The sequence below is a fragment of the Mycobacterium sp. E3247 genome (assembly GCF_001667785.1).
In the GTDB taxonomy this organism is placed as follows: domain Bacteria; phylum Actinomycetota; class Actinomycetes; order Mycobacteriales; family Mycobacteriaceae; genus Mycobacterium.
The window spans coordinates 16,743-33,806 of the sequence record NZ_LZJG01000227.1 but is presented as its reverse complement, the minus strand read 5'-3'; the positions used below and the strand labels follow the sequence as shown (position 1 = coordinate 33,806).

Genomic DNA, 17,064 nt, shown 5'->3' with positions numbered 1-17,064 from the left:
GCCCAGCGCCGAGCGCAGCTCCTCGACGTCGATGTGGGTCGGTGACGATTCGGAGAGGATGCGCAACGCGTCGCGGGCCAGCGAGATCGCCCGCGGCAGCACCCACAGCGCGACTAGCACGGCGACCACTACGTCGGCGTAGGGCCAGCGCGTCGTCACGGTGACCACACCGGCGATCAGCACGCCCAGGCTGCCGACGCTGTCGGCCACCACCTCCATGTAGGCGCCCTTGACCGCGAGGCTCTGCCCCGAGTGGGACCGCAGGAGCAACGCGACCACCAGGTTGGCCAGCAGCCCGGCCAGCGCGACCACGATCATCGGCACGCCGGGGATCGACGGGGTCTCCCTGAGCCGCTGGATCGCCTCCCAAAGGATGAACAGGGCCACCCCCATCAGCAGCCCGGCGTTGGCGACCGCAGTGAACACCTCGGCCCGGTGCCAGCCGTAGGTCCGCGACGGCGACGAGCTGCCGCGGCGAGCCAGCGTCACGGCGGCCAGGCCCATGAAGACGGCAACGACGTCGGTCAGCATGTGGCCGGCGTCGGCCAGCAGTGCGATGGAGTTGATCAGCAACGAGGTGGTCAGCTCCACCACGAAAAACGCCGCCAGTATCGCGGCGGCGATGATCATGCGGGGAATGAGCCGGGACCCGTCGGTCTCGGCGGGACTGTGATTGTGACCGGCGCCCATGCCGTGCAATATATGCGGACTCACGCATATATGGCAAGGGTCAGATCCAGCGGCTCCAGAAGCGGGTCAGCAGGTTGCCGGCGGACACCAGCCAGGGCTGCACGCCGGAGAATTCGAAGAGCCAGAGCACCAGCTGGAAGAACCAGTGGCTGGCCGGCAAGAGCAGGAACAGCACGATGACAAAGCCCCACTGTTTGGCCGGCGCCACCGCACGCTGCGTCTGGGGGCTCAGGTGCGGCTCCAGGGCGTCGTACCCGTCCAGGCCTGGGATGGGCAGCAGGTTCAGCACCAGCGCCGTCAGCTGCAGGAACCCCAGGAACGCCACCCCGGCCCACAGCACCTGGTGGAACGGGTCGTAGAACAGCCGCGTCAGCGCCAGCAGCAGCACCGCCAGCACCAGGTTGGCCGCCGGGCCCGCCAGGCTGACCATGGTGCGGCGGTTCGGCGTCATGAACCAGGTCCGCACGTACACCGCGGCGCCGGGCAGGCCGATCCCGCCCAGCGCGATGACCACCATCGGCAGCAGGAGCGACAGCGCGGGATGGCTGTACCGGCGCGGATCCAGCGTCAGGTACCCGCGCACCGCGGCGTCATGGTCGCCGAATCGCCAGGCGGTCACGGCGTGGCCGAATTCGTGCAGGCACAGCGACACCAGCCAGCCGGCGATGACGAACGTGAACACCCCGAAGTACGCCAGGGGCCGCACGGTGCTGCCGGCCAGCCACGCCAGCGCGCCGCCGGCCGCCGTCAAGGCCAGCAGGGCCAGGAAGATGGGGCTGGGGCGCACCGATTCGCGCCGGGCGGGCTGGTTCACCGGTCGAAACTATCGGACCGCCAGCCAGCCTTCGACGTTGCGGTAGAACGTCGACCGGCGCGCCGCGCGCCGCGCGCGCACGCCGTCGCGCACCACGGTGGCCCCGGTGCTGCCCAGCTGGGCCGCGCGGCCCGCGACCCAGCGCCGCCGGCCCGTCGCGACCCGGGCGCGCAGACCCGGCACCGCCAGCGTCGGCTCGATGTCGACGGCGCGGACGTCGCCGTCGAACAACACGGCGTCGTCGACGACCGCCTCGCCGTGGATGAACGGCTCGCCCTCGGGCGGCGCCCAGCCGGCCCGCCCGACGACCACCGACCCGGTTTCGTCGCGGAGCAGGGTCGCCCGCCGAGGGGCTCCCCGCCGGGCGCGACGCGCCGCGCGCCACCCGGCGGGCAGGCGGTAGACCCGGGTCGCGCGGGTGCGGCGCCGCGGCACGTAGGCCACCTCGACGTCGAGCCGGCCGACGCGCAGCAGCCGGGTCAGCACGGTTGCCAGGTCGGCGTCGGCGCCGATCACCACCAGCCGTCGGTGCGGCCCGATCGCGGCGTCCACGTCGGCCGCACCGGCGACGCGGTGGACAGGTGAACCGGTCAACGAGCGGGGCGCGCGTCGATCACCGAACAGCAGCACCGCTACGGCGCGATCTTCCTGCTTCACCAGTCGATACCCTTGTCGTTCAAACCTTCTCGTTCGCTAGACAGCCAGACCATTTGGGCGCAGGAAGATCTCGTCATAACGACACAGTCACAACATCGTTTCGGACTGCGAAAGTTGTTGCGCCACCGCCTGGTAGCAACCGGATACTTTACTCCTGCCACGGGGTCAACGAATGGGTGGCCAAGAGAACGGAGTACTGCCATTCGCCGCCTCACCGCCCTCTTCTCAATCGCGCGAACCGCGCCGCCGCTGTCTGGTACCGGCCCGGCGCGCGTCCCTTGCTGACGAAGCAACTCCGCCGTGCCGGCGCCCTGGCGCTTTCGGCCGTCCTGTTGTGCGTCGGGCCGGCGAAGGCCTCGGCCGACGAATCGATCGTGATCGACTTGGTGCGGCATGGCCAGTCGGAGGCCAATGCGGCGCGCGTGATCGACACGGCGGTGCCCGGAACGTTACTCACCGCACTCGGCCAGGAACAGGCGCAGAACGTCGGCAATGCGCTGGCCGCGCAGGGCCCGTTCGCCGGGATCTTCGCGTCACAGTTGATCAGGACGCAGCAGACGGCGGCGCCGTTGGCCGCCACGCTGGGGATGAATGTTCAGGCACTGCCCGGCCTCAACGAGATCGACGCCGGCATTTTCAATGGCCGACCGCAGTTCAGCCTGGCGGGGTTGGTCTACCTACTGGGTCCGGTGGCGTGGCTGCTGGGGCTGCGCATCGTGCCGATGCTGGCTCCCGGCTCCACCGACACCAACGGCTTCGAATTCCACAACCGGTTCAACGGCGCGCTGCAAACGATGTACGGCAACGCGGTCACCGACGCGAGCCGCTTCAACGACTCCCTGCAAACGATGTACGGCAACGCCATGGCCAACCCGGTCCGGACCGCGGGCGGCACGATCACCGAGGTGGCGTTCTCCAGCGAGTTCGCGATCGGCGTCGGGACCATGATGAGCGTCAAGAATCCCGACCCGCTGCTGCTGCTCTTCGACCCGCTGCCCAACGCCGGCATCGTCGTGATCCGGGGCAACCCGCACGATGGCTGGAGGCTGGTCAGTTGGAACGGGAAACCGGTGTGGCCGGGCTGGGCGGCCAAGAGGACCGGCCGTGACCCCAAGCAGCCCCTGTGCCTGATGTTGGACGAGCCGACCGCCGGCGGTGTATGCGCTGCTCAACCGTCCGTGACGCCGTGAGCCGGGGCTGTCGGGGACACGTGTGGCGATCAAACGGCCCTTGGCGCGGGTACGTCGCCACCCGACGTTTAGGATCGCCACGTGAGCGCGGCAAGCGAAGATGCCTCCAGCTACGCGCACGGTCCCGGAGTGGTCAACCGGGACGCTGGTGCGAGGCGGCGGCTCGAGCCACCGGGTGATGCCGCAAACCGTTGCAGCGCTGCAAGATACGGCGCGTTGCCAGTAGAACCACAGTAAGCAGGCGGGAGCAAGTCATGCCGGCAATCGTCCTCATCGGCGCCCAATGGGGCGACGAGGGCAAAGGTAAGGCGACCGACCTGCTCGGCGGTCGCGTGCAGTGGGTGGTGCGCTACCAGGGGGGCAACAACGCCGGTCACACCGTCGTCCTGCCCAACGGCGAGAACTTCGCCCTGCACCTGATCCCCTCCGGGGTGCTGACCCCCGGCGTCACCAACGTCATCGGGAACGGGGTGGTGGTCGACCCCGGGGTCCTGCTCGACGAGCTGAAGGGCCTCGAGGACCGCGGCGTGGACACCACCAAGCTGCTCATCTCCGCCGACGCCCATCTGCTGTTGCCCTACCACGTGGCCATCGACAAGGTCACCGAGCGCTACATGGGCAACAAGAAGATCGGCACCACCGGCCGCGGCATCGGGCCGTGCTACCAGGACAAGATCGCCCGCCAGGGCATCCGGGTCGCCGACGTGCTCGACCCCGAGCTGCTCACGCACAAGGTCGAGGGCGCGCTGGAGCTGAAGAACCAGATCCTGGTCAAGATCTACAACCGCAAGGCGCTGGACCCGCACCAGGTGGTCGAGGCCCTGCTGCAACAGGCCGAGGGCTTCCGCCACCGCATCCGCGACACCCGGCTGCTGCTCAACACCGCGCTGGAGGCCGGCGAGACCGTGCTGCTCGAGGGCTCGCAGGGCACGCTGCTCGACGTCGACCACGGCACGTATCCCTATGTGACGTCGTCGAATCCGACCGCGGGCGGCGCGGCCGTCGGGTCCGGCATCGGGCCGACGCGGATCACCACCGTGCTCGGGATCCTCAAGGCCTACACCACCCGGGTGGGCTCCGGGCCGTTCCCGACCGAACTGTTCGACGAGAACGGCGAATACCTGTCGAAGACCGGCGGCGAATTCGGCGTCACCACCGGCCGGCGCCGCCGCTGCGGCTGGTTCGACGCCGTCATCGCACGCTATGCCACCCGGGTCAACGGCATCACCGACTTCTTCCTGACCAAGCTCGACGTGCTGTCCAGCCTGGAAACCGTGCCGGTCTGCGTCGGCTACCGGGTGGACGGCATGCGTATGGACGACATGCCGATGACCCAGAGTGAACTGGCGCGTGCCGAACCGATCTACGAGGAGCTGCCGGGCTGGTGGGAGGACATCTCGGCGGCGCGCGAATTCGACGACCTGCCCGCCAAGGCGCGCGACTACGTGCTGCGGCTGGAAGAGCTTGCGGGGGCGCATGTTTCGTGCATCGGCGTCGGCCCGGGCCGGGAACAGACGATCGTGCGCCGCGACGTCCTGGCGGCCCGCGCGTGACGGAGCCGGATCCCAAACAACTCGACCCCGAATACGAACACCACGGCGGCTTTCCCGAATACGGTCCGGCCAGCCCGGGCGCCGGGTTCGGCCGCTTCGTCGCCGCCATGCGCACTTTGCAGGACCTCGCCGTGTCCGCCGACCCCGGTGACGATGTGTGGGACGACGCGGCCGACCGCGCCGCCGCCCTGGTGCGGCTGCTCACGCCCTTCGAGGCCGACGAGGGCAAGGCGCCGGCCGGCCGGACGCCCGACCTGCCCGGCATGGGCAGCCTGCTGCTGCCGCCATGGACGCTGACGCGCTACGCGCCGGACGGGGTCGAGATGGCCGGTTACTTCAGCCGGTTCCACGTCGGCGGAAACCACGCCGTGCACGGCGGCGTGCTGCCGCTGCTGTTCGACCACATGTTCGGGATGGTGTCGCACGCCGCGGGGCGGCCGATCAGCCGGACGGCCTTCCTGCACGTCGACTACCGCAAGGTCACCCCGATCGACGCGCCGCTGGTGGTGCGCGGCCGCGTCACGAGCACGGAGGGCCGCAAGGCGTTCGTGGGTGCCGAACTCCTCGACCGCGACGACACGGTGCTGGCCGAGGCCAACGGGCTGATGGTGCGGCTGCTGCCGGGTCAGCCCTAACGCGACCAGGTCGGCCACCCTCGCGACCGACCTATCCTTGAGCGGTGACTGACGGCCCGACCGAAGGACAAGACGACAGGACGACGGTGCTCGCCGTGCCCCCGCAAGCACCGGCCGAGGGGGCCGGTGCCGGGCCGCGAGTGGTGTTGCTGGGTTCCGGGGAGCTCAGCCGCGAACTGGCGATCGCCCTGCGGCGCCTCGGCGCTCGGGTGATCGCCGTCGACGGGCACGCGGGCGCGCCCGCGCACGGGGTCGCCGATCAGTCGCTGGTCGTCCCGATGGCCGATGCCAACGAGCTGACCGCCGCGGTCCGGGGGCTGCGGCCCGACGTCGTCGTCACCGCGACCGACGCGGTCGCCGGGCAGGCGCTCGAGGCCCTCGAGGGTGCGCATACGCAGTTGGTGCCCGGCGCCCGCGCCGTGCGGCTCACCGGCGACCGGGAGGGCCTGCGCCGGCTGGCCGCCGACGAGTTGGGGCTGCCCACGGCGCCGTTCTGGTTCGTCGGCTCCGTCGCAGAACTCGAGGCGGTGGGCGCCCACGCCGGTTATCCGCTGCTGGTCAAGCCGGTGCACGCGGCCGCGGGCGGGGCGCCATCGGTGGCGTCGGGACCCGACGACATCGGGCCGGCCTGGCAGCGCGCGACCTCAGGCCCGGCGGACCAGCACCGGGTGCTGGCCGAAACCGTGGTGGAGGTCGAGTTCTACGTCACCCTGCTCGCGGTCCGCAGCGACGGGCCCCACGGGCCGGTGATCGAGTTCTGCTCGCCCATCGGCCATCGCGGCGGCCACGCCGACGCGCTGGAGTCGTGGCAACCGCAGAAGATGAGCGAGGCGGCGATGGATGCCGCCAGATCGATCGCGGCGCGGATCGTCAAGGCGCTCGGCGGGCGCGGCGTGTTTGCCGTCGAGCTGATGATCAACGGCGACGAGGTCTACTTCGCCGACGTTGCGCCCGGCCCCGCCGACAGCGCCTGGGCGACGGTGCGCAGCCAGCGGCTGTCGGCGTTCGAGCTGCAGGCCCGCGCCATCCTGGGCCTGCCGGTGGACACCATGATGATCTCGCCGGGCGCGGCGCACCGGGTGCAGCGGGCAGACGCGTCGGCCCACGCGCTGGCGCGGGCGCTGAGCGTGCCCGAGAGCGACCTGCGCGTCGTCGGGCGGGGGTTCCAGGCGCTGGCGACGGCGCGCGAGGTGGCGGCGGCGCGCGACCGCGCCCGCGAGGTCGCCAGCCGGCTGGCCGCGCGCGACCCCGCGCACTGAGTTATCCCCCGCTGCGGTGACCTCGTTACGATTCGGGGTCATGAGCACAGAGCGCCCGGGTTCCTACGCCGGAGACATCACGCCCCAGCAGGCATGGCAGCTGCTCAACGACAATCCGGATGCGGTGCTGGTCGATGTGCGCACCGACGCCGAGTGGCGGTTCGTCGGCGTGCCAGACCTGTCCAGCCTGGGTCGCGAGGTGGTGTTCATCGAGTGGAACACCTCCGACGGCAGGCTCAACGCCAACTTCACCGACGAGCTGCGCGATCGCGTGCCTGACGCCGAGGCCGAGCGGCCGGTGGTCTTCCTGTGCCGCTCGGGCAACCGGTCGATCGGCGCGGCCGAGGCCGCTACCCGGGCCGGCATCACCCCGGCCTACAACGTGCTGGACGGGTTCGAAGGCCACGTCAACGCGGCGGGGCAGCGCGGGGAATCGGGCTGGCGCGCCATCGGATTGCCCTGGAAGCAGCTGTGAGCTCCCCGCCGGGGGACTCCGTCCGCACACCCAAGGCGCTGCCCGACGGCGTCAGCCCGGCCACCATCGGCGTGCGCGGCGGGCTGTTGCGCTCGGGGTTCGACGAGACCGCCGAGGCGATGTTCTTGACGTCCGGCTACGTCTATTCCTCGGCGGCCGTCGCGGAGCGCTCGTTCACGGGCGAGCTGGACCACTTCGTGTACTCGCGGTACGGGAATCCGACCGTGTCGATGTTCGAGGAGCGGTTGCGCCTCATCGAGGGCGCGCCCGCGGCGTTCGCCACCGCGAGCGGCATGGCGGCGGTGTTCACCTCGCTGGGCGCGCTGCTGGCGGCCGGGGACCGGTTGGTCGCCTCGCGCAGCCTGTTCGGGTCGTGCTTCGTGGTGTGCAACGAGATCCTGCCGCGCTGGGGTGTCGAAACAGTGTTCGTCGACGGCGACGACCTGGCGCAGTGGGAGGAGGCGCTGTCCGTCCCCACCCAGGCCGTGTTCTTCGAGACGCCGTCCAACCCGATGCAGTCGCTGGTGGACATCGCCGCGGTGGTCGAGCTCGCGCACGCCGCGGGGGCAAAGGTGGTGCTGGACAACGTCTTCGCCACGCCGCTGTTGCAGCAGGGCATTCCGCTCGGCGTCGACGTGGTGGTGTACTCGGGCACCAAGCACATCGACGGCCAGGGCCGGGTGCTCGGCGGCGCCATCCTCGGCGACAAGGAGTACATCGACGGCCCGGTGCAGAAGCTGATGCGGCACACCGGACCGGCGCTGAGCGCGTTCAACGCCTGGGTGTTGGTGAAAGGCCTTGAGACGCTGGCCATCCGGGTCCAGTACAGCAATTCCTCGGCGCACCGGATCGCGGAATTCCTGCAGACCCACCCGGCGGTGAGCTGGGTGCGCTACCCGTACCTGCCGTCGCACCCGCAATACGACCTGGCCAAGCGCCAGATGTCCGGCGGCGGGACGGTGATCACCTTCGCGCTCGACTGTCCCGAAAGCGCCGCCAAACAACGGGCCTTCGAGGTGCTGGACAGGCTGCGGCTGATCGACATCTCCAACAATCTGGGCGACGCCAAATCCCTTGTCACACATCCCGCCACCACCACCCACCGCGCGATGGGCCCGGAGGGCCGCGCCGCGATCGGCCTCGGGGACAACGTGGTCCGGATCTCCGTGGGGCTCGAGGGCACCGACGACCTGATCGCCGACATCGACCAGGCATTGACCTAGTCCGAGAGCTAACCGGCCTGTTTCTCGGCCGCCTCGATGCGTTCGGCCGCCGCCAGCGTCCCCTCTTGTGCCTGTCGCTCCACCCAGTCCACCACCGGCCGGGCGTACATCATCTGGCTGGTGATCGCCATCTGGCCGCGGGTGCGCCCCAAAAAGGAGATGCCCCAGGAGAACATGGCGGCTAGGCGGTTGCGGAACCCGACCAGGTACAACAGGTGCAGCAGCAGCCACGCCAACCAGGCGATGAAGCCCCCGAACTCCAGCTTGCCGACCTTGGCGACGGCGCTGTACCGCGAGATGAGGGCCATGCTGCCCTTGTCGAAGTACTTGAACGGCTTGCGGTTGGCCGGATCGTCGGTGCCCTTCGCCGCCTGCTTGATCAGCGTGGTGACGTAGTGCGCCCCTTGGATCGCGCCCTGGGCCATCCCCGGGACGCCGGGCACGGACATCAGGTCGCCGACGACGAACACGTAGGGGTGGCCCTTGACGCTGAGGTCGGGCTCGACGATCACGCGTCCGGCCCGGTCGGTCTCGGTGCCGTAGGACTGCTCGGCGACCATCTTGCCCAGACCGCTGGCCTGCACGCCGGCCGCCCACACCTTGCACGCGCACTCGATGCGCCGCTCGGTGCCGTCCTTCTCCTTGACCGTGATGCCCATGTAGTCCACCGCGGTCACCATCGCGTTGAGCTGGATCTCGACACCCATCTTCTCCAGCCGACGGTGCGCCTTGAGGCCCAGGTTCTCGCCCATCGGCGGCAAGACCGCCGGCGCCGCGTCGAGCAGAATGACCCGGCATTCGCTGGGCGTGATGGTCCGGAACGCCCCGGCCAGGGTGCGCTCGGCGAGCTGGACGATCTCGCCGGCCAGCTCCACACCCGTCGGCCCGGCGCCCACGACGACGAACGTCAGCCGGCGCCGCCGTTCCTCCGGGTCGGTGGCCACCTCGGCGGCCTCGAACGCACCGAGGATGCGGGCCCGCAGCTCGAGGGCGTCGTCGATGCTCTTCATGCCGGGCGCGAAGGCGGCGTACTCGTCGTTGCCGAAGTAGGACTGCTGGGCGCCGGCGGCCACGATCAGGCTGTCGAACGGCGTGACCGTCTGCATGCCCATCAGGTGTGACGTGACGGTCTTGGCGGTCAGGTCGATCCCGCTGACCTCGCCCCACAGCACCCGGACGTTCTTCTGCCGCCGCAGGATCAGGCGGGTGGTCGGGGCGATGTCGCCTTCGGACAGGATGCCGGTGGCGACCTGGTACAACAAGGGCTGGAAGAGGTGAGTCGTGGTCTTCGAGACCAGGGTGACGTCGACGTCGGCGCGTTTGAGCGCCTTCGCGGCGTTCAGGCCACCGAACCCGCTTCCGATGATGACGACGCGATGACGAGACATGCTCACCCCTTATTGGCCGTGTCGTTCTGGACGCAGAATGTACGTCCACCGTACGACTTCGACCGGGCGAATGACACGGCGCGGCCCGAACCGGCGAGAGAGCCCACAGAACCGGCTGTGCCACTGGACAATCCGGCACGAACTGCGGGCAAACGAATTGGGCCGCGCGAATGAAGCGCGACCCAATTCGTCACCTTGCCGCTATTGGCAGGTCAAGGACGGACCGCAATCAATCGTTATCGGCGTCGTACAACCCGAAGCCGCGCAGACGGTGAAGCCGAGCATCGCTGCGAGAAGGATTTTTCCGGTCAATCGTGACACAACACCACCCCGTTCCTGGAGGACAATTCGCTGGTTACTGATTGCCCGATGGCGGAAGTGTACGTTGTGATGGCAGGTCCGCGAACGGATTTCGAAAAATGCGCGCGCCGACTGTTCGGCGCGAGTGCCATGGGGATCGATTGCGACCGTCGGCGAGATTCGCCGATGGTGAGCCCGCCCTTCGCGGCACGGGACGGCGGCAGCGTGGATCTACGGCCAATTCGTCACGCGCGCAGCATCTTTCGCACCCGTCCGCTAGAACGGCCACCCGTTGGAGTTGTCCTTGAACTTGCCGTTGACGGCGGTGCAGAAGTCGTCGGCGGTGCCGGCCAGCAGGACGTAGTAGGTCTCGCCGCGGCGGCTCTCGTAGGTGTTGGGGGTGCTCCAACCGCTGTTGCAGGCCGAACTCTGGGCGCCGGCCGTGGCCCGGCGCCAGTTCGTCTTGGCGCAGCCCACCAGCCCGTCGACGTTGGGTGTCGCGCTCTTGGCGGCGACCACCATCGCGCCTCCCCATTGCCCGTCGCTGCGCCGATAGGCGCGCGCCCCGAACCCGGCATTGTTGGTCTGGCAGGCCAGCGCCCGGCGCATGAGCGAGAAGGGCGCGGCCAGTTGCTGATTGGCGCTACCTGCGGCGGCCGTGATGAATTGGGCGGCGTCCGAGCCGTCGACCTCTTGCACGTTGGGGGTGCCGAAGCTGAACAGCTGCGCCGCGATGCCGGCGTTGCTGCCGCCGCCGATGATCGGCCCGCCGCCGGTCGACGTCATCGGGGGCAGCCCGGCGGTGGGGTCGGCGCCGGCCGGCGGGACGCCGGCAGCCGCGGCACCCAGGGCCAGCGCCAGCGTCGCGACCAGGCTGCGGAGCGCGGTGCCTGTCATGCCTTCCATTCCAGCACGTGCGCGTAGTCGGCGCGACGGTTCTCGCACACCAGGGCGTCGAGCACGTGGCGGGTCTGCAGCCGGATGTACTGCTCGCAGGTGTGGACCGGCCCGAAATGCCAGTGCTTGAGCGCCCAGCCGTGGGCGAGCAGCAGCTCTTCCTTGCCACCGAAGTAGGTGTAGATGAGGCCGACGCTGACCTTGGCCTCGGCGGCCAGGTCCTGCATGGACGTCTGGTGGAAGCCGTGCGTTTCCATCGCCTTGACCGCGGCGTCGAGCAGCTGGCGTCGGCGCGCGGTGGTCCGGGCCGCGCGGACGGCCTCCTGTAGCGGAAGCTCGCCGTAATCGAGGGCCATGTCCTTCCCGCTCTTACCGGAAGGCGTCGCTGCCGGTGAAGGCCTGGCCGAGGACCAGCTGGTGCATCTCGGGCGTGCCCTCGTAGGTGAGCACCGACTCCAGGTTGACCATGTGCCGGATCACCGGATACTCGAGCGATATCCCGTTGCCGCCCAGGATCGTTCGTGCGGTCCGGCAGATCTTGATCGCCTCGCGGGTGTTGTTCAGCTTGCCGAAGCTCACCTGCTCGGGGCGCAGCCCGACGCTGTCCTTGAGGCGGCCGAGGTGCAGCGAGAGCAGTTGACCCTTGTGCAGTTCCACCGCCATGTCGACCAGCTTGGCCTGGGTCAGCTGGAATCCGGCGATCGGGCGCCCGAATTGCGTGCGCTGCATGGCGTAGTCGAGGGCGGCCTGCCAGGCCGACCGCGCCGCGCCCATCGAACCCCAGATGATCCCGTAGCGCGCCTCGGACAAACACGACAGCGGTCCCCGCAGGCCTTTGGCCTCCGGCAGCATCGCGTCGGCGGGCAGGCGCACGCCGTCGAGCACCAACTCGCTGGTGATCGAGGCCCGTAGCGACAGCTTGTGGTGAATGGTGTTGGCGGAGAAGCCCGGCGTCTTGGTGGGGACGATGAAACCGCGGACCCCGTCGTCGGTGGTGGCCCACACGACCGCGACGTCGGCGACCGAGCCGTTGGTGATCCACAGCTTGCGGCCGTCCAGCACCCAGTCGGAACCGTCGCGCCGCGCGCGGGTCTTCATCGCGGCCGGATCGGACCCCACGTCGGGTTCGGTGAGCCCGAAGCACCCCAGCAGTTCACCCGACGCCATCGCGGGCAGCCACTGCCGCTTCTGCTCTTCGGACCCGAAATTCCAGATCGCGAACATCGCCAGTGATCCCTGCACCGAGACCATCGACCGCAGGCCGGAGTCGGCGGCCTCCAGCTCCACGCAGGCCAGGCCGTAGTGCACCGCCGAGGCCCCGCCGCAGCCGTAGCCCTCCAGGTGCATGCCCAGCAGTCCGAGCTGGCCGAATCCCTTGGCGAGCTCGCGGACCGGCAGGTCGCCGATCTCGAACCACTCCGCGATGTGCGGGGCGACGTGCTCGGCGCAGAACCTCCGTACGGTGTCGCGCAGCGCGAGCTCGTCGTCGGACAACGAGGCGTCCAGGCCCAGCGGGTCGTACCGGTCGAAGGCGGGAGGTTTGTGGGTGCTCATGGGTCTCAGCCTGCCACTAACCCGCCATCGTCAGGCCGCCGCTGACGCTGATCACCTGTCCGGTGATGAACGACGCGGCGGGCGAGGCGAAGAACAGCACGGGTGCGGCGACCTCCTCGGGCCGGGCCAGCCGGCGAAACGGGATGGCTTTGACCAGCGCCTCTTTCAGCTTCTCGGGCTGGGCGTGGAACAGCGGCGTGTCCGTCGGGCCCGGGCACACGCAGTTCACCGTGATCCGGTGGCCGGCCATCTCCCGGGCCAGCGATTTGGTCAGCGCGATCACCCCGCCCTTGGCGCCCGCGTAGATGGATTCCCCGGCGCTGCCGACGCGGCCCGCGTCGCTGGCGACGTTGACCACGCGGCCTCCGCCGTGGGTGTCGATCATCCCCGGCAGGAACGCGGCGCAGACGTGCACCGGCCCGAGGTAGTTGATCGCGACCACCTTGGCCGCGAATTCCGGTGTGGCGTTGAGGAATTGGTCGGTGCGGTCCCAGCCGGCGGCGTTGACCACGATGTCGGGGACGCCGGCTTCGGCGTGGGTGGCGTCGCGCAGGGCGTCGACCCGGGCCGGGTCGGCGACATCGACCGGCAGCGCGGTGACCAGGTCGCGGTGCTGCTCGGCGGTGGCCGCCGCGGCGGCCTCGTCCAGGTCGGCGGCGATCACCCGGTCGCCCTGTGCGGCGAACGCCAGCGCTATCGCCCTGCCGATGCCCGAACCGGCGCCGGTCACGAGCGCGAGGCGCCCCGGTGAATGCACGTTCATTGCCGACGAAGTTAGGTTCACCGCGGTGGCGGGGTCAAGGACGGCGCCCGCCCCGGTAGTCTCGCGACATGCGACGGCTGGTGTGGCTGGGCCTGGACGTCATCGGTGTGGTGGTCTTCTGCGCCGTCGGCCGCCGCAGTCACGACGAAGGACTCAACATCACCGGCGTCGCCACCACCGCCTGGCCGTTTCTCACCGGCACCGTCGTCGGGTGGCTGGCATCCCGCGCCTGGCAGCGCCCCACGGCGGTGGTGCCGACCGGGGTGGTGGTCTGGCTGTGCACCGTCGTGGTCGGCATGGCGTTGCGCAAGGCCACTTCCGCGGGTGTGGCGGCCAGTTTCGTGGTGGTGGCGGCCTCGGTCACCGCGTTGTTGCTGCTCGGCTGGCGAGCGATCGCCGGGCTGGCCCTGCGGCGCCGGTCCGGCGCCTGACCCATGGCGGCGACGGTGGGCATTGCGGTGACCGCGGCATTCGGCGCGGCCGCCCGGGCCGTCGCCACCAACAAGGGCCTGCTGAGCGATCCCTTCGCCGAACCGTTGTTGCGCGCCGCCGGCGTCGACCGCCTCGTGCGGGTGATCGACGACGACCGGTTCGCCGCGGACGACATCGCCGGCCCGCGGTTCCTGGACATCTGCGCGGCCTGGTGCCGGTCCGTCGACGAGTTCGCCGCCGAAGCCGGGAGGGCGGGCCTGCGCCAGGTGGTGATCCTGGCGGCGGGGCTGGATACCCGCGCCTACCGGTTGTGGTGGCCGCCCGGCACGACCGTCTATGAGATCGACCGGCCCGAGGCGCTCGACTTCAAGTCCGGGGTGCTGCGCGGGCTGGGCGCCGAACTGACCGCGAGCCGGCGCGCCGTCGGCGTCGACCTGCAACGGGATTGGTCGGCCGCGCTGCTGCGGGTCGGCTTCGACGCCACCGCGCCCGCGGTGTGGATCGCCGAGCAGTTGCTGATCGGCTACCTGACGCCCGACGTGCAGGACCGGGTGCTGCAGGGGGTCACCGCGATGAGCGCCCCAGGCAGCCGGTTGGCCGCCGACCACATGCCGACGTGGACGCCCTTGCAGCTGGAAGCGGAGCGGTCGTTCGTCGAGGGGTGGCGCCGCCGCGGGTTGGACGTCGACCTGGCCAGCCTGACCCATGCGGGGCAGTACCACTACGTCCCCGACTACCTGGCCGCCCGCGGCTGGGAGACGGTGCGGCGCAACGACACCGGCCTGCCGGGCGGCGTGGCGTTACCGCTGAGGCGGGGCGGCGGCACCGAGTTCGTCCCGGAATACCTCACCGCGACGCGCGCCTAGCCGGTGCACGGCCTCCGTTAAGTTGGTTAACGGTTAATTAACTTAAATTCGTTGCCCGGATCGGTGAACCCCGTGCGGCCTGACGTCGTAACACGCTTTGTGAGCCGCGACGAGAAGGGGTCCGAGCCCATGCTGACGCGACTGGCCCTGATCGCCATCTCCGCCCCGCGACGGGTGATCGCGGGGGCGATCGTCGTCGCCGTCCTGGCCGCCGTCTTCGGTGTCCCGGCCGCGGCGACCCTGCCCGGTGGTGGATTCCTGGACCAGACGGCCGAATCGGCGCGCGCGGCGGCCATCCTGGGGGAGAAGTTCGGCCAGGGCGACATGGAGATGACGCTGCTGGTGAGCTCACCGGGCGGCGTCAACGAAGGTCCCGCCCGGATCGTCGGCGAGGACATCGTCCAGCAGCTGGCCCGCTCCCCGTTCGTCGCCCAGGTGGCATCCCCCTGGAATGCGCCGCGGCCCGGATTGATCGGCGCCGACGGCAGGTCCGCACTGATCGTGGCCGCGCTCAACGGCGGGGAAAGCGGCGCGCCGAAGCACGCCCGGGAGCTGGCCGACCGGCTGGCGCGCGACCGCGACGGCGTGACCGTGCAGGCCGGCGGGATGGCCATGATCTACGAAGAACTCAACCGGCAGACCGAAAATGACCTGCTGCGAATGGAATTCGTGGCCATACCGTTGAGTTTCGTCGCGCTGGTATGGGTCTTCGGCGGCCTGCTCGCCGCGGCGCTGCCGATCCTGGTCGGCGGCTTCGCAATCCTGGGCGCGCTCGCGGTGTTGCGCGCGGTGGCGGTGGTCGCGGACGTATCGATCTTCGCCGTGAACGTCGCGGTGGCGCTGGCCTTGGCGTTGGGCATCGACTACACCCTGCTGATCATCAGTCGCTACCGCGACGAGCTGGCCGAGGGGCGGTGCCCCAACGAAGCCCTCGCACGCACCATGGCCACGGCCGGGCGCACCGTGCTGTTCTCCGCCATGACGGTGGCCCTTGCGCTTTCGGCGCTGGTGATCTTCCCCATGTACTTCCTGCGGTCCTTCGCCTACGCCGGCGTCGCGGTGGTGGCGTTCGCGGCGCTGGCCGCGATGGTGATCGCACCCGCGGTGATCGTCGTGTTGGGAGACCGGCTCGACGCGCTCAACGTCTGGGACTTGGGGCGCAGGCTGTTTCGGCGCCCACCGCCGCCCCCGGTCGCGATCGAACAGACCTTCTGGTACCGCACGGCCACCCTTGCCATGCGGCACGCGCTGCCGGTCGGCCTGGCGATCATCGCCCTCCTGCTGGCTCTGGGCGCACCGTTCCTCGGCATCAAATGGGGTTATCCCGACGATCGGGTGCTGCCGGCGTCATCGTCGGCGCGCGCCGTCACCGACCGGATCCGGCAAGACTTCGGTGCCGACGCCGCGACCACGGTACGGGTGGTCATCGCGCACACCGAGGGCCTGACGACGGGCGAGCTCGAAGAGTATGCCGCGCGGCTGTCGCGGGTTCCCGACGTGTCGGCGGTGTCCTCGCCGACGGCCACCTTCGTCGCCGGCGAGCGTAAGGGGCCGCCGTCCGTCCCGGCCGGCCTGGCGGCCGGGAGCGCCTATCTGACGGTGGCCAGCGGTGCGCCGTTGTATTCCGCGGCCTCCGACGCTCAGCTGGATCGCTTGCACGCGATCGCGTTGCCCGGGGACCGCCGGGCCGAGATGACCGGCATGGCCCAGATGAATCGCGACTCGGTGCAGGCGATCACGTCGCGATTGCCCCTGCTGTTCGGCTTCGTCGCGTGCGTCACGCTGGTGCTGCTCTTCGCCCTCACCGGCAGCGTGGTGCTGCCCGTCAAAGCGGTGCTGCTCAACATGCTGTCGCTGACCACCGGCTTCGGCGCTTTGGTGTGGATCTTCCAGGACGGGCATCTGGGGGCGTTGGGCACCACCCCGACCGGCACCCTGGTCGCCAACATCCCGGTGTTGATGTTCTGCATCGCATTCGGATTGTCCATGGACTACGAGGTTTTCCTGCTGGCCCGCATCCGGGAGTACTGGCTGGAGTCGCCGCGCACACGGTCCGACAACGACGAGAGCATCGCGTTGGGCGTCGCCCGGACGGGCCGGATCATCACGGCGGCGGCGCTGTTGATGTCGATCTCGTTCGCGGCCCTGACGTCCGCGGACGTCTCGTTCATGCGGATGTTCGGAGTGGGGCTTACCCTTGCGGTCCTGGTGGACGCGACCCTGGTGCGAGTGCTGCTCGTCCCGGCCTTCATGCACGTGTTCGGTCGCCTGAACTGGTGGGCGCCCGCACCGCTTGCCCGGCTCCGCCGCCGGGCGGACGCCCGGCTGCCGGACGCCCCACGCGCGGCCGACCCGGTCGGGTGAGCCG

Annotated in this window: 17 protein-coding genes; 9 read left to right on the top strand and 8 right to left on the bottom strand. The window is 70.0% G+C overall.

All coding sequences use genetic code 11. The features are described 5' to 3' along the window. The 3 genes from A9X04_RS12160 to A9X04_RS12150 form a co-directional block, all read right to left on the bottom strand. On the bottom strand, window positions 1-690 hold a 690-nt coding region (locus A9X04_RS12160), incomplete at its 3' end, for a cation diffusion facilitator family transporter (RefSeq protein ID WP_067920616.1). A gap of 40 nt (window positions 691-730) precedes the next feature. Beyond that, a complete protein-coding gene (locus tag A9X04_RS12155; protein WP_067920614.1) occupies window positions 731-1,504 on the bottom strand; it encodes a site-2 protease family protein in 774 nt (257 codons plus the stop codon). A 9-nt stretch (window positions 1,505-1,513) separates the two neighbouring features. Next, entirely contained in the window at window positions 1,514-2,161 is a 648-nt protein-coding gene (locus tag A9X04_RS12150) for a peptidase M50 (protein WP_067920612.1), read from the bottom strand. Window positions 2,162-2,472: 311 nt separating this feature from the next. On the opposite strand from A9X04_RS12150, the gene A9X04_RS12145 reads away from it, so the two are divergent. The 6 genes from A9X04_RS12145 to A9X04_RS12120 all read left to right on the top strand — a co-directional run bounded on the left by A9X04_RS12145 (window position 2,473) and on the right by A9X04_RS12120 (window position 8,496). Then, window positions 2,473-3,351, top strand: coding sequence for a histidine phosphatase family protein (locus tag A9X04_RS12145; protein WP_067920621.1), 879 nt, complete (start codon window positions 2,473-2,475; stop codon window positions 3,349-3,351). Window positions 3,352-3,605: 254 nt separating this feature from the next. Then, the gene (locus tag A9X04_RS12140) at window positions 3,606-4,904 is read left to right on the top strand and encodes an adenylosuccinate synthase (protein WP_067920610.1); all 1,299 of its coding nucleotides are present in this window, start codon (window positions 3,606-3,608) and stop codon (window positions 4,902-4,904) included. Further along, complete coding sequence (locus A9X04_RS12135; RefSeq protein ID WP_067920609.1) at window positions 4,901-5,539, top strand: PaaI family thioesterase; 639 nt, start codon at window positions 4,901-4,903, stop codon at window positions 5,537-5,539. The genes A9X04_RS12140 and A9X04_RS12135 overlap by 4 nt, the downstream gene beginning before the upstream one ends. 44 nt (window positions 5,540-5,583) lie before the next feature. After that, complete coding sequence (gene purT / locus A9X04_RS12130) at window positions 5,584-6,798, top strand: formate-dependent phosphoribosylglycinamide formyltransferase (RefSeq protein ID WP_067920607.1); 1,215 nt, start codon at window positions 5,584-5,586, stop codon at window positions 6,796-6,798. A gap of 40 nt (window positions 6,799-6,838) precedes the next feature. After that, complete coding sequence (locus tag A9X04_RS12125; RefSeq protein WP_067920605.1) at window positions 6,839-7,273, top strand: rhodanese-like domain-containing protein; 435 nt, start codon at window positions 6,839-6,841, stop codon at window positions 7,271-7,273. Beyond that, window positions 7,270-8,496: an O-succinylhomoserine sulfhydrylase gene (locus A9X04_RS12120; RefSeq protein WP_067920603.1), complete on the top strand. Its 1,227-nt coding sequence runs from the start codon at window positions 7,270-7,272 to the stop codon at window positions 8,494-8,496. The genes A9X04_RS12125 and A9X04_RS12120 overlap by 4 nt, the downstream gene beginning before the upstream one ends. An 8-nt stretch (window positions 8,497-8,504) precedes the next feature. Here A9X04_RS12120 and A9X04_RS12115 read toward each other — a convergent pair whose 3' ends face one another. The 5 genes from A9X04_RS12115 to A9X04_RS12095 all read right to left on the bottom strand — a co-directional run bounded on the left by A9X04_RS12115 (window position 8,505) and on the right by A9X04_RS12095 (window position 13,398). Beyond that, the gene (locus A9X04_RS12115) at window positions 8,505-9,884 is read right to left on the bottom strand and encodes an NAD(P)/FAD-dependent oxidoreductase (protein WP_067920601.1); all 1,380 of its coding nucleotides are present in this window, start codon (window positions 9,882-9,884) and stop codon (window positions 8,505-8,507) included. 576 nt (window positions 9,885-10,460) lie between these two features. Beyond that, on the bottom strand, window positions 10,461-11,081 hold the full coding sequence (locus A9X04_RS12110; protein ID WP_067920620.1) for a hypothetical protein: 621 nt from the start codon (window positions 11,079-11,081) through the stop codon (window positions 10,461-10,463). After that, window positions 11,078-11,437, bottom strand: a complete 360-nt coding sequence (locus tag A9X04_RS12105; RefSeq protein ID WP_067920599.1) for a helix-turn-helix domain-containing protein — start codon at window positions 11,435-11,437, stop codon at window positions 11,078-11,080. Before A9X04_RS12105 ends, A9X04_RS12110 begins: the two co-directional genes overlap by 4 nt. 13 nt (window positions 11,438-11,450) lie before the next feature. Continuing rightward, window positions 11,451-12,635: an acyl-CoA dehydrogenase gene (locus tag A9X04_RS12100; RefSeq protein ID WP_067920597.1), complete on the bottom strand. Its 1,185-nt coding sequence runs from the start codon at window positions 12,633-12,635 to the stop codon at window positions 11,451-11,453. A 16-nt stretch (window positions 12,636-12,651) separates the two neighbouring features. Beyond that, window positions 12,652-13,398 (bottom strand): SDR family NAD(P)-dependent oxidoreductase, encoded by a 747-nt coding sequence (locus tag A9X04_RS12095; RefSeq protein WP_067920595.1) that lies wholly within the window; start codon window positions 13,396-13,398, stop codon window positions 12,652-12,654. Window positions 13,399-13,466: 68 nt separating this feature from the next. Between A9X04_RS12095 and A9X04_RS12090 the strand changes: the two genes are divergently transcribed. The 3 genes from A9X04_RS12090 to A9X04_RS12080 all read left to right on the top strand — a co-directional run bounded on the left by A9X04_RS12090 (window position 13,467) and on the right by A9X04_RS12080 (window position 17,060). After that, a complete protein-coding gene (locus tag A9X04_RS12090; RefSeq protein WP_067920592.1) occupies window positions 13,467-13,829 on the top strand; it encodes a DUF3054 domain-containing protein in 363 nt (120 codons plus the stop codon). Between the two features lie 3 nt (window positions 13,830-13,832). After that, window positions 13,833-14,696: an SAM-dependent methyltransferase gene (locus tag A9X04_RS12085; RefSeq protein WP_067920590.1), complete on the top strand. Its 864-nt coding sequence runs from the start codon at window positions 13,833-13,835 to the stop codon at window positions 14,694-14,696. Window positions 14,697-14,825: 129 nt separating this feature from the next. Next, complete coding sequence (locus A9X04_RS12080; protein WP_067920618.1) at window positions 14,826-17,060, top strand: MMPL family transporter; 2,235 nt, start codon at window positions 14,826-14,828, stop codon at window positions 17,058-17,060. Window positions 17,061-17,064 lie beyond the last annotated feature (4 nt).